The organism is Shewanella avicenniae (genome assembly GCF_017354945.1).
In the GTDB taxonomy this organism is placed as follows: Bacteria; Pseudomonadota; Gammaproteobacteria; order Enterobacterales; family Shewanellaceae; genus Shewanella; species Shewanella avicenniae.
The window spans coordinates 917,687-930,386 of sequence record NZ_CP071503.1 but is presented as its reverse complement, the minus strand read 5'-3'; the positions used below and the strand labels follow the sequence as shown (position 1 = coordinate 930,386).

The 12,700-nt window shown below is 47.6% G+C and carries 8 protein-coding genes; 2 read left to right on the top strand and 6 right to left on the bottom strand.

What is annotated here, in order from left to right; all coding sequences use genetic code 11:
• Positions 1–132: 132 nt before the first annotated feature.
• Positions 133–1,431, top strand: coding sequence for an L-cysteine desulfidase family protein (locus JYB87_RS04015; protein ID WP_228729940.1), 1,299 nt, complete (start codon positions 133–135; stop codon positions 1,429–1,431).
• 50 nt (positions 1,432–1,481) lie between these two features.
• Here JYB87_RS04015 and JYB87_RS04010 read toward each other — a convergent pair whose 3' ends face one another.
• On the bottom strand, positions 1,482–1,940 hold the full coding sequence (locus JYB87_RS04010; protein ID WP_207355628.1) for an Lrp/AsnC family transcriptional regulator: 459 nt from the start codon (positions 1,938–1,940) through the stop codon (positions 1,482–1,484).
• A gap of 370 nt (positions 1,941–2,310) precedes the next feature.
• Here JYB87_RS04010 and JYB87_RS04005 point away from each other — a divergent pair, with 370 nt between their 5' ends.
• On the top strand, positions 2,311–4,296 hold the full coding sequence (locus JYB87_RS04005; RefSeq protein WP_207355627.1) for a TonB-dependent receptor domain-containing protein: 1,986 nt from the start codon (positions 2,311–2,313) through the stop codon (positions 4,294–4,296).
• A gap of 78 nt (positions 4,297–4,374) precedes the next feature.
• Here the strand turns inward: JYB87_RS04005 and JYB87_RS04000 are convergent, their stop codons facing one another.
• The 5 genes from JYB87_RS04000 to JYB87_RS03980 all read right to left on the bottom strand — a co-directional run bounded on the left by JYB87_RS04000 (position 4,375) and on the right by JYB87_RS03980 (position 12,586).
• Positions 4,375–7,560, bottom strand: coding sequence for an HD domain-containing phosphohydrolase (locus JYB87_RS04000; protein WP_207355626.1), 3,186 nt, complete (start codon positions 7,558–7,560; stop codon positions 4,375–4,377).
• Between the two features lie 244 nt (positions 7,561–7,804).
• A complete protein-coding gene (locus tag JYB87_RS03995) occupies positions 7,805–8,635 on the bottom strand; it encodes an NAD(+)--dinitrogen-reductase ADP-D-ribosyltransferase (RefSeq protein ID WP_207355625.1) in 831 nt (276 codons plus the stop codon).
• Positions 8,636–8,637: 2 nt separating this feature from the next.
• The gene (locus JYB87_RS03990; RefSeq protein ID WP_228729939.1) at positions 8,638–9,570 is read right to left on the bottom strand and encodes an ADP-ribosylglycohydrolase family protein; all 933 of its coding nucleotides are present in this window, start codon (positions 9,568–9,570) and stop codon (positions 8,638–8,640) included.
• A 157-nt stretch (positions 9,571–9,727) separates the two neighbouring features.
• Positions 9,728–10,777 carry an NAD(P)-dependent alcohol dehydrogenase gene (locus JYB87_RS03985; protein WP_207355624.1) on the bottom strand — a complete coding sequence of 350 codons (1,050 nt, stop codon included), beginning with the start codon at positions 10,775–10,777 and terminating at the stop codon, positions 9,728–9,730.
• A gap of 531 nt (positions 10,778–11,308) precedes the next feature.
• On the bottom strand, positions 11,309–12,586 hold the full coding sequence (locus tag JYB87_RS03980) for a 2-hydroxycarboxylate transporter family protein (protein ID WP_207355623.1): 1,278 nt from the start codon (positions 12,584–12,586) through the stop codon (positions 11,309–11,311).
• Between the last annotated feature and the right edge of the window lie 114 nt (positions 12,587–12,700).

Here is a 12,700-nt window from a genome sequence, read left to right as displayed (position 1 = left end):
TGCTGCCATTCGATAAATATAGAGAATAATTTTCCATAAAAAAGACTTAAACATAGAAAATAAGGCAATATAATTCTCCGCACTTCGCGCTATCTTATTTGCTATTCCCCACAGCTAACAACGAAAACAACAATGAACAGCAACCCCATGTGGCAAACCTTTATCGATACCGTCAAAGCAGAAGTACTGCCGGCATTAGGCTGCACAGAGCCAGTGTCAGTCGGACTCGCAGCCGCGATTGCCAGAGAAAAACTGGGCCAGTTACCGCAAGCGATTCAAGTGCAGGTATCACCCAATCTGATGAAAAACGGTATGGGTGTCAAAGTCCCAGGTACTGGCATGAATGGCTTAGCGATTGCCGCTGCGGCGGGGGTAGTCGGCGGCGATGCAACTGCTGGCTTGGAAGTATTTCACGGCTTGACTGCAGCACATGTGCAGCAAGCTAAAGTCTATCTCGAGCAACAACAGGTCAATGTTGCTGTGACCGATACTCAACGGGTACTGCTGGCACAAGTCACGCTATTCAGTGCTGAACGCTCTGTCAAAGTCACTATCGCCGATGAACACACCAAAGTGGTGTCGATTGAAGAAGATGGCATCACCACTTTTATTCGCGAACCGGTAAGCACAACCACACAAAACACAGCGCCAGCCAAGTTGCCCGCGCAAGCAAGTGTGCTCGATATCTATCAATTTGCGACAGACGTGCCACTGGCAGATATCGCCTTTATTGAACAAAGCAAAGTGTTAAATGAAGCCCTATCAAAAGAGGGGTTAAGTGCCGAATATGGCTTACAAGTTGGCGCAACCTTAAAGCGCCATGTGGACCGAGGGCTGATTAACGGCGGTTTGTTGACTGATGTGATTAGTCGCTCTGCCGCTGCCTCTGATGCTCGCATGGGCGGCGCGATGCTGCCTGCCATGAGCAACTCAGGCTCGGGCAACCAAGGCATTGCCGCAACGATGCCGGTCGTGGTCGCGGCTGAATATCTCAAGGCAAGCAATGAGCAACTGCTGCGTGCACTGATGTTGTCGCATCTGCTGGCGATTTATATCAAACATCACCAACATAAATTATCGGCTCTGTGTGCGGTAACGACTGCAGCAATGGGCTCCGCCGCAGGGATCACCTACCTACTGGGCGGCCAGTATCAACAAATTAGCTATGCAGTGCGCAGTATGATTGGCGATGTCGCCGGGGTGATTTGTGATGGTGCTAAAAACGCCTGTGCCATGAAAGTATCTTCGGCGGCGGGCGCTGCGATGAAGTCGAGTTTGATGGCGATTGATAATATCTGTGTCACCGGTGAAGAAGGAATTGTGGCCAATGATGTCGACAGTTCAATCCGCAATCTTTCGGCGCTGGCCAATGATGCGATGACCCATACCGATCAGCAGATCCTCAACATCATGGTGCAAAAGGCGCAATAAGCGCCGTTTAATAACTCAGTAAACAGACAACTCGATAAACGAGTAACGCGCTAAACCGGCAACGCCGTGGAGTACTTAAGCGACTCCATGGCGAAGGTCGAGGTCACTTTAGAGATGCCCTCAACGTTATTCACCAGCTTTTTATAGAAGTCGTCAAAGCGTTTCATATCGGCGACTTGTACCTTCATCATGTAGTCGTATTCACCGGCCATACGATAAAACTCCATCACCTCAGCAAACTCACTCACCCGCGAAACAAAACCTTGGTACCAATCGTTCGAATGATTATTGGTGACGATCTGCACGAATGCGGTTAACACCAGCCCGAGTTTTTCAGGGTTTAACAGTGCCACTCGCCGACTGATAATGCCCTCATCTTCGAGGCGCTTAAGCCGTTTCCAACAAGGTGTGGTTGTTAGATTGACACGCTCCGCCAACTCATTCAGCGAAATCGTCGCATCTTGCTGTAACAATCTGAGTAGCGTTTTATCGGTATTATCGAGTTTCATTGCAAGTCATCTCACCTACGCATGTTTGAGAGTAAATTTACCCTTCACAATCGATTAATTAAAGAATAGTTTTCCACATTACTTTAAATGCAGTGCGTTGTTCGTTGTAGTTATGCATCAGTCAATGCAACGCCTTCGCCCTTCGCCAATAGCCAATAGCCAATAGCCCACAGAAAATCGAGGGGAATGAGTTTAATCCATACGCAGGGTTACCCACTCGCTTAAGTCGGCAATGTTAAAATATATGATCTAACGCAAATAACAATACTTATCATTTGCATCAATATTTTTACCAAGATAGTATCTCCAAAAAATTGATAAACAATCAGCTACATTTCCGGCAGTTGGCCAAATCTTTGGGGATAACACATTGAAAAAGCGCTACTTAGCATGTCTTATTGCATCCACTCTTACTCACACAGCTTGGGCAGATGACGACAACTTAGAACGTCTACAAGTGTGGGGAACCAAGGTCACTAGCTCATCGGTTTATGTCGATGAGTCAGCAATTGCCTCAAAGCAGGCCGATCATTTAAGTGATTTGTTAAGAGAAATTCCCGGTGTTGATGTGGGCGGTACCCACTCACTCAACCAACGGATTAACGTGCGCGGTCTCGACGACACCGATCTAGAGATTTTGATCGACGGTGCTTCACAAAATAACAGCATGTTTCACCACATGGGCAACCTCAACATCAACCCTGATATTTTGGAATCGGTTGATATTCAAGTGGGTTCAAATTCCGTCGTGCACTCTGGGTTGGGCGGTGCAATGGAGTTCCGCACTAAATCAGCGCGCGATCTGCTTGATGGTCAAAATGCCTTTGGCGGCCGCGTTCTGCTGGGTTACAACAGCAATAACAACGAATACTTGTCGTTTACCGGTTATGGTCAGTTGACCGATAGCCTCGACTTTATCGCTTACGGCACCACGCAAAACCGTAATAACTTTAAAGACGGTGAAGGCATTAAAGTGCTGGGTAGCGATGGCACCATCAGCAACCTGATGGCGAAATTGGGTTGGGATATCAACGAACAACAACGCCTCGCCCTCAAATACGATAGCTACCGTAACCATGGTGATTACACTGCCCGTCCTGATATGGGCGTGCGCACCAACAGCGCTATTGGCGGTGGCGATGTACCGCTGTACGACACTCACTATGACCGTGACACCATCAGCGCACACTATGAATTAGATTTCGGTGCAGCGCTTAACCTGCGTGCCGATCTCTATCAAAACACATCCGATTTGTGGCGTGACTATGAAGGCGACCAAACATCCGGTACTTCAAAGAACTCCGGTTTAACCTTAATCGCCAATAGCGCCCTAACAAGTGTGAGCTTGACTCACCAATTCACCTACGGGGTGAAGTGGTTAAAGATTGATAATGACAGTGAAACTGTCGCCACAGATGGCATTACTCTGGGTCATGAGCAAGCGGATGATCTGGGTGTATTTGTTGAAGATGCTATCGACTTCGGTAACGGCCTCATCGTAACGCCGGGGGTACGTTTCAACCACTACAGCAAATCTTCTGCAACCATTCCTGAACAGCAAAGCTGGGATAACTGGCAAACGGCATTGGCGGCGCAATATGCGCTGACGGAAGATATTACGCTACATGCCAGCACCACAGAACTGTTTAAAGGGCCGCAACCGGGGGAGATTTTCAGTAACGAACAAGCGGGTAAAATCCTCAACCCTGAACTAGCGCCAGAAACCGGACGCAACAGTGAAGCAGGTATTCGCTACAATGGCGCTAACGTGCTGGGTGCTGATGAAATACGTCTTGGCTTCACCGCGTTTCAAACTCAAATCGATGATTACATTGAAGCAGTAGACTACCCACTCGATGACTGTACTGGCCGTAACTGTATGGAGTGGGATCAAAACATCGGTAAAGTGAAGATCCACGGTTATGAAGCCAGTGCTTTCTATGCACTGAACGAATTCTCTACCTTGGTAACGTACGCTAGCTCTGATTCAAAAGTCCATGACGATGGTGCAACGGGTGGCGAACCGTTGGATCGTGAAGTGGGCGATAGTGCAACCGTGACCTTCAAGTACTTTGTTACTTCACAAGATTTAGAGCTGCGCTGGCAGTGGCAAAAAACCTTCGCTGAAGGTGAAAAAGCCGGTTATCAGTTACATAACATCACCGCCGTGTGGGAACCTGCAGTATTTAACTACAACCTCAACGTTACCCTAGGCGTCGAAAACCTGTTTGATACCCTGTATGTATCCCACGCATCACGCACAGGGGTTACCAATCATCCGGTGTTTGGCCTGCTGCAATTAGACGACTATGAGCCAGGGCGCAATATCAAACTGTCAGTCGCGTACAAGTTCTAATCTCCACCGCTGATAATGCAAAAGAGGAAGCCTTGGCTTCCTCTTTTCTGATTGATTTACGGCACACGTTGGCGGAGATTAACTCTCTTGCGGCTGCCATGCAGCGTCCATATAACGCTCAATGTCCACTAAGTCTATCTGCGATGGATCGAGATAACGGCGTGCATATTCCAGATAGATCCCCGAACTCAAAAACAACTTAAATACATCGGCATCCACATGGCCGTCTTTTACCATCTGGTACAAAATCTTAATCGATCCACTGACAGTTTTAGCTTTCTTGTACGGCCGGTCGCTGGCGGTAAGCGCCTCAAAAATATCAGCCAACACCATGATCCTTTCAGGAATCGACAACTGCTCAGCCATTAGCTTACGTGGATAACCACGGCCATCAAGGGTCTCGTGGTGGGTTGAGGCATAGCGTGGCACTTTGGCCATATCCGCAGGGAAAGGCAAGTTATCCAACATCTGAATAGTGCTGATAATATGCTCATTAATTTTGAAGCGATCTTCAGCGGTCAGCGTACCGCGTTCAATCATCAAGTTATGCAACTCACCGTGGTTATACAGCAAGGTTGGCACTTCCATCTTGATCCCCAGATGCTCAGGATACTCAACGCTGTGATGCCGCGGCACTTTATGAATTAGCTTATCCGCCAGCAATGGCTCTTGAACGGGAAGTATCTCCGTCGGTGAAACTTCAGAATAGATGCGTTCTTCAAGTGGCGATAGACCGAGCCGATCGCTCAAATTGCGCGTCCACTTTTGTGTAGCGATCTGCTTTAAGCGAATTTTGTCGCGCTCGCTTAACAATTCATCACCTACGTTACACTTAGCAACAAATTCAAAATCATCAATTAGTTGAGCACGTTTCTGCTCACGTTGCTGCGCTAATTCCGCTTGTTTTTCTGGTTGATTCGCCACCTGCTTGTAGAAATCGATATCCGCATCGCGCAAAAGCACTTCAAAGCGCATCCGCACTTCATGAATTCGGTTATAGATGGTTTCAAGTTTTGACCCCTTATCAACAATATGCTCTGGGGTAATAATCTTGCCGCAATCATGTAACCAAGCACCCACCTTAAATTCACGCCATTCCTTGTCTGAAGTGAAGCTAAAATCTGCAAATGGCGCTTCATTCGAGGCGTTTGCCCGTCGCACCATCATCAGTGCCAATTCAGGAACCCTCAGGCAGTGCCCAGCGGTATAAGGTGATTTATAGTCAATCGCTTGGGCAATAAGTTGAATAAAGGCATCGAGCAACTCTTGTTGGCTGCGTTCTTGTTGTTGAATCGACAAAGACATTTCAGCAATTGATTGCCCAAGTTCGTCGATTTCAATAATCCGACTGCTCGGCACTGCGACTTGATCGTATTGACGCTGTTTAATTTTGCTACTTTCATCCGCCAAGCGTTTAATAGGTAAAACAATCGGTGATGAGAACAACCACGACAGCGGACTCAACAGTATCAACATGGAAAAGGTAATCATCAGTGAAAATAAAATCCGTTGTAGCGCATCAGCTAATAACTGTTTACGAGGTAGCAACAGTGCCAAATAATGCTGATAGCTATCACTTTTATCCACCGAGGTAACGTAGATAAAGAATTCCTTATTTTGCTCCTTAAACTGCTGTAACGTGCCCAACTGCTGAGGAGAATTCGCCATTTTGATTATCTGCGCATAGGGCACAGTAGTTGAAGTCTCCTGCCCCCATGTGCCCGATATCCATCTGCCTGTTAAGTAACTTTTATAGCGCTCATTGACAGCCGAAATTGCGCGATTGACGATGGGCATTAATTCAGCATATTGCGGCTGTAACACTAAGTGCAACTCACTCGGAACACCGAGTTGGCGTAAATCGATCTGGGTTTGATATTTCAAGCCTTGAATAAAGTAGTTCGCGGCTTCGTATTGCAATACTGCGCCAGAATCAATCCCTCCAAACACCTCGCCACTTGCAACAGCACGCAGCACGCTCGCGGTAGAATCGACCTCTATAACTTGGATCTGTGGATATGCCTGCTTGATATATTTGATAATGGTCCAACCGGCGGGAATCGCGATCGTTTTGCCATAGAGCGATGCAATATTATAGATTTCTGGCTGCTGGTCGTTAGTCACTAATAGATAGGGCAGATCAAGATATGGCGTTGAAAAAAGTCCCAAAGACTCGTTACTTTGACTCTTATTGGTAGACTGCAACATATCGATATCTTGATGGGCAAAAAGTGACAATATGTCATTCCATCCCACACCATTCACATAGCTTAATTGCACCCCCATTGCCTGAGCCATCAGGGTTAAAAAATCGATGCTATAGCCCTTAGGGATACCGGAAATACTAAAATCTATTGGCGACCAACTACGCTCATTGGACACCTTTAACCTTGGGTATTTCGCCAAGATTGCTTGCTCTTCCGCACTCCAATTAAGGGGCGGCATGCTCGCTAATGGGGGGATCTCATAGTGCGTATTGATTGAGGTGACCAAATTGCCCGATGGATGAAAAATGAAAGCCTGCATATGCTCATCATCCATCACTCTTTCAAAATATTCCTGGATGGAATCGATAAGAATCGCCACCCCAAACACTGCTTTGCCGGTCGCCGTTTTTAGCGAATAGGTTTGTCCGGACGCTTGAATATCGCGCAATTGGTAAGGTTCAGTCTTATGTACACTGTCCTGTCTAGCTTGTTGATACCAAAGGCGTTTGTTGGCAAAGTAGCTTGACGGCAATGTTTTTGAATGGCGGAGTTCAAATGTGTCATTCATATAATTCAACTGCTGTAATCGCTGGCCATCAACATCGGTTACTGTTGATAAAATCCAGCGGTCTTCAGCTTCAGCAGCAAAGCTTTTGCGAATAATTGGCGCACTATCGAGATTAATAAGCTGAAACATATCACCATCGTCAAATCCGACATAGATGGAGTAAAACATCGAATTCGCACGCAAAAACTCACCAAAGATTTCCTGTCTTTCTTTGGGGAACTCAGCTAATGATGTTGCGCGCTCTTGCTTCGCTAATATTCTGACAGTACTAGAGGCTTCTGTATCAAACTGCTTGAGTGCTCGGCCAACATCCTCGCCAAAATGACGAAAGCTCTGCTCAATATTATCTTTAGATAACGACAGTGAAAAATGGTACTGCAATGATAGCGCCACGATCGCCGTCAAAAACGTCGCAAATATAAATACGGAAACAACCGTCACTTGGATGGAAAAATGAATTTTCCCCATCGAACTGCGCAGATTTAGCATTAGCCCCCCAATATCAACAATGGAGCAATTATTCTCGAACCAATAAGAGATTTACTAGACTGAATTTTTCATAAACTTCCAGCGAAAAGCAGTCAGGCACGAATCAATTTTATGCTTAAACTATGGCACAAAATTTCAAAGTTATTGGGTAATCGGCAAAACTGAGGGGAAAACACCTGCAAAATTTTACATCGGATGTCAGTGGCCAATTTTTCGAGAAGAGAAAGTAAAAGCTGTAGAAAAATTAGATCGTTATAAGCTCAACCGCATACAGCCCACCCAACACCATAAATTCCTGTTCACCTTGCAAACTGCCGGGGAGTAGCGAATCGAAACTGACGATTTTGGTCAGCGGCACGCTTACCTTAACCACCTGAGTGCCAAAGTGCAGCGCCCCTTCGGCTGAGAGAGTAAATGAACTGAGATTGTTGAATAACATCGCGGTTTGGCCAGCAAACTGATATGCGGGCAAAGCGTCACTGCCTCGATATAGACAGAGATGCTCTTGCTGCGGATAACGTAAGCTCAACTCTAATTGACAATATTGGTACAGCAGATCCAACTGCTCAAACACTTCGTTGGTGTTGTATGTTGCCCGCGAGCACTGGTGACGAAAGCGCAAATAGGCATCGCTTTCTAGCGTGATTGCCTCTTGCTGGTGAAATTGCGTTAGCAGGCCAAACCGAGACTCCACCCAACTGCGCCATGCAGCGCCTTGGTCGTTATCAGAATCCATCAGCCAGCCAAGCAGCAAACGGCGATAATTCACTTTCGGGCGAGTGATTATCTCCTGCGTTATGTCACTTCCAGACTGTACCGCCAAACAAAAGCGCACCTGCATAAAATCATTAAAGCTGGCAGCGCGATCGGCACTGTTTTCAAACTGACTGAGGGTGCAAAAGAGCTTTTGGTACCAAGCGCCAACACTGTCGAGTTGCAATGGAATTGGTCGCTGCTGATAGGCCAAACTAGCCAGCAGCCAAGATGGCACACTGCAATGATTCAGCGGCAGCGTAACCTGCTGTAGCAAGGCCATTTCGGCCTCACTACATTGATAAGCCGCTGCCGTATCCACTGCTAAATCCCAGAACTGTGCTGCTTGGAAGCACCAAGCAGGGCATCCGCCAATTTCAAAATTTCATCATGCTGATGCAGCGCTTTGCGCCAATCCACTCGAATCGCTTTGTAGCCGTAATACGCGCCTGCCAGTTGGCCGGCGACGGCGGCCGTGGTATCTGCATCATCGCCTAAATTGGCCGCCAGCAACACGCACTCTTCATAGGATTCACTGTTGATAAAGCACCATAGCGCCGCTTCGAGCGAGTCAATCACATAGCCGGAGCCTTTGATTTCGTCCCGTGTTTTATGCAGAAATTCACCAGCTTTAATCATCAAGACTTCAGGCGTGCGCGGCGTGTAAGACAGCGCGTGAAACGCCTGTTTATCAGCGCCATGGATGAGGTACACCAGCAGTTTGGCAAAGTAGCGGCAAGCGTCGTGGCACAGATCTGACGCATGGGTGGTGAGCGAACTCTCGCCACCATAAAACTCGGCTTTTTCAGTATTTTCTTGATAAAAAATGGCCACCGGCGCCATTCGCATAATGCTGCCGTTGCCCGAACTCCAGCGATTTTTAGCGCCAGAGAATGGCTCACCGGTGTGTTGAAAATGGCGCAACGCCGTGGACACAGTGCTGCCGATATCAAAGCAGATCCCAATGCTGCTCATGTAGCCATTTTCCATCCAGTTGCAGTAGCGCAGCATCTGGTCATGGGCATCAAAACCGTCAGACTCCACTAAGCTATGGCCGAGGCATAAGGCCATTGAGGTATCGTCGGTCCAATAACCTTTCTTCAGCATAAAAGGCCCGCCGCCGACCATGTCGTCGATGGGGGTAAAACTGCCTCGCGGCTGAAACTCAAGCGTCGTTCCCACCGCATCACCAATCGCCAGTCCAATCAAACAGCCACGCGCTTTGTCTTGCAATTTTTCAGGTGACAAATTGGACATAACCACTCCTTAGTTTTGCTTGCATCTCATAAACATAAGCCATTGGGGCCAAATAAACATGACGTCGAACAGCTTTGTTGTATTTTTGTGCGATTATCGAAAATTTAGTCAAAAAAAACGGCAGCCGTAGCTACCGTTTCAATCGGATTGCGGGGGATTACTCCGCTGCGAGTGATGACATATCGATCACGAAACGATGTGCCAAATCGCCTTTTGCTAAACGTTCAAAGGCGCTGTTGATCTCGTCCATTTTGATCATTTCGCAGTCTGGGTAAACGTTGTGCTCTGCGCAGAAATCCAGGACTTCTTGGGTTTCTTTGATACCACCGATCAGCGACCCCGCCACGCGACGACGGCCCATCACCAGCGGAATGCTCATCAGTTCATCCAATGGTCCAACTTGGCCGACAACCACCAAGGTACCGTCAACATCAAGCAATGATGCGTACATGCTTACATCGTGCTTCACCGGTGCAGTATCGATTATCAGATCGAACGAACAGGCGGCAGCGGCCATCGCATCTGGATCGCTTGAAGCCAAAATGGCTTTAGCGCCCATTTCAATCGCTTCTTTTTCTTTGTTTTTAGAGCGGCTTATCGCAGTCACTTCTGCACCCATCGCATGCGCCAGTTTTACCGCCATGTGACCCAGACCACCCAGACCGATAACACCTACGCGTGTGCCTTTGGTGACATTCCAAGTACGCAGTGGTGAGAAGGTCGTGATACCAGCACAGAGGATTGGCGCTGCTTTACTGATATCCATGTTGTCAGGAATGCTCAGCACAAACTCTTCACGCACTACGATATGTTTAGAGTAGCCACCTTGAGTGATGTCGCCAGTTTGGCGATCAGGCGCACCGTAAGTTGGGGTCATACCACTACGGCAGAACTGCTCTTCGTGGTGATGACATTGGTCGCACACTTGGCAGCTATCAACCATGCAACCTACTGCAACGCGGTCACCTACTTTGTAGTTTTTCACATCGGCACCGACAGATTGCACTACACCAACGATTTCATGGCCTGGCACCAACGGATATGGTTGAGGGCCCCAGTCACCATTGACTGTGTGCAGATCTGAGTGGCAAACGCCGCAATACAGAATTTCGATTGCGACATCATTTGCACGCAGATCACGGCGTTCAAAGTGATAAGGAACTAATGCTGAATCAGCACTATGTGCTGCATATCCTACTGTTTTCATAAAACCGTTGCCCTATTTCTGGAGTTAACAATATAGGTAATTAATACGTGCCTATTATGAAAAATTTGACGCTAAAAGTAGCTGCCTGATCCTCTTTCTTTATTGCCTAATGCTGCAAAAAAGCAACCCCGTTTGCAGAGTTGAGCGTAGAAAGAAATCGGCTAATAAGCAACGTCAGTAGTCTACTCCATCTTTTAATAAGCAAAATTCATATCAGTGATGAACCAATATGCACATTAACGCGCTGAGTTCTGCGGTGGCCAATGTAGATCCGCTAATATTAGGCGCAGCAACACCGCTACAGCTTACCAAGCCCGCCCAATTTAGCACTTGCTTAAAATTCCAATAATGATGAATAACAGTAGCAATTTGACCACTGACAACACAGCAAAAAATTTAGTGAAGGGAAAACGAAGAAAGGAAAATAGAAGTTAGCGCCGAACGGCGTTATCCATCGCACAACGCAACAGCAGCGCTTTACACCACTGTTGCGTTGAAAACACGTTTATTGCTCAAACAACGCAATAAACCTTAACCTAAAAAGCTCAAAATCAGCGTTGCCAAAATCAGCATCAAAGCGCCCCCAAGACGCGATGAGATTTGTGCAAACGGCATCAACTCCATGCGCTTACAGGCCGCTAATACAGCCACATCGCCAGTACCGCCCATGTTTGCCATACACAGCCCGCCGGTGATAGCAGCTTCAATGGGATAGAAGCCCATCATGCGACCAATTATGGCGCTACCCACTACAGCTCCCAACACGGTTGAAAACACCATCAACAGGTTGGATAGGGTCAGCGCTGCCACGATTTGATCGAGGTCGGTATACACCACGCCGATGCCCACCAGCAATGCCGGCGTGAGGTTATCGAGTACGAACTTGCACCACCCATGCGCCGCCACTTCCAATTCGCGCGGCAACACGCCAGAGACCTTCACCAAGGCAACGAAGATGATCATCAAGGCATACGGGTGCATGGCAATCACAGTGCCTAAAAGAGTGCCGACAAAGTACATGGTAATCGCCAGCAAGGCCCCAAACCCTAGCTGTTGTACTGTCGGTGATGATTCCTCTTCCAAGGTTTCCTTCACTTCGCCGCTGCGCATGAGGCGTCCGTTACCGGTCAGCGATGGCAACGCCTGCCCTAGCTTGTGCAGCAAGCCAGCGGTAACAATCGCAATCGCGTTGCCAATCGCTAATGCTGGTACCATCTTTGACATCAGCACATCGGCGGTCATCTCTGTTTTACCCGACATAATCTCCACCAGCGGCACAGCACCTGCGCCCATGCCGCCGCCCATAATCGGCAGAGCAATCAGCATGACAGATTCAAAGAAACCTTCGCCCAGCATGGCACCGACCAATCCCGCGAACAGGAACGCGCAGGCCACCCCACCGAGGATCACCGGAATATATTTAAATGCGGCCTTTTTCAGTACGTCGGAATCCATACCGAGTACCGAGCCAGTCACTAAGCTGGCAATAAAGAACGCTAGAAAACCACCCCCTTTCATAAAGGTAGTAACTGTAGTAACAGTTTCAGTTGGCACTAAGCCACTATGAAACAGGTAAGATGAACCGAAAATCACCACAATCGCGCCACCACCAAAAAATTGGTTGATGATAGGCGTTCGATTGCCAACAAGATTCAGTACATAACCCACTACCGCCATAATCCCCAGAGCCCCAATGAGTCCAGACGGTAACTTATTTTGAAGAGTGGCCAGCGTTATAATCACCGCTGAGAGTAAGAACACGAAGTTAATCGTGCGCTTGTCTTTGGCAGAAATTGAAGTGCTATTCATTTATTATTGCTCGCTCTTGCAGAGTTTTTAATTGTTCCCCAAATGGGATTTTTTGTGCCCCCGAAAACGGGTCGTTTGTGTAACGTTTGCGAAGACTAGCACTTTTATTTGGCG

What these genes read in the sequence shown, in the direction of transcription:
- JYB87_RS04015 (WP_228729940.1), top strand. Translation starts at nt 133, where the DNA reads ATGAACAGCAACCCCATGTGGCAAACCTTTATCGATACCGTCAAAGCA.
- JYB87_RS03985 (WP_207355624.1), bottom strand. Translation starts at nt 10,777, where the DNA reads ATGAAAACAGTAGGATATGCAGCACATAGTGCTGATTCAGCATTAGTT.
- JYB87_RS03990 (WP_228729939.1), bottom strand. Translation starts at nt 9,570, where the DNA reads ATGTCCAATTTGTCACCTGAAAAATTGCAAGACAAAGCGCGTGGCTGT.
- JYB87_RS03980 (WP_207355623.1), bottom strand. Translation starts at nt 12,586, where the DNA reads ATGAATAGCACTTCAATTTCTGCCAAAGACAAGCGCACGATTAACTTC.
- JYB87_RS04000 (WP_207355626.1), bottom strand. Translation starts at nt 7,560, where the DNA reads ATGCTAAATCTGCGCAGTTCGATGGGGAAAATTCATTTTTCCATCCAA.
- JYB87_RS04010 (WP_207355628.1), bottom strand. Translation starts at nt 1,940, where the DNA reads ATGAAACTCGATAATACCGATAAAACGCTACTCAGATTGTTACAGCAA.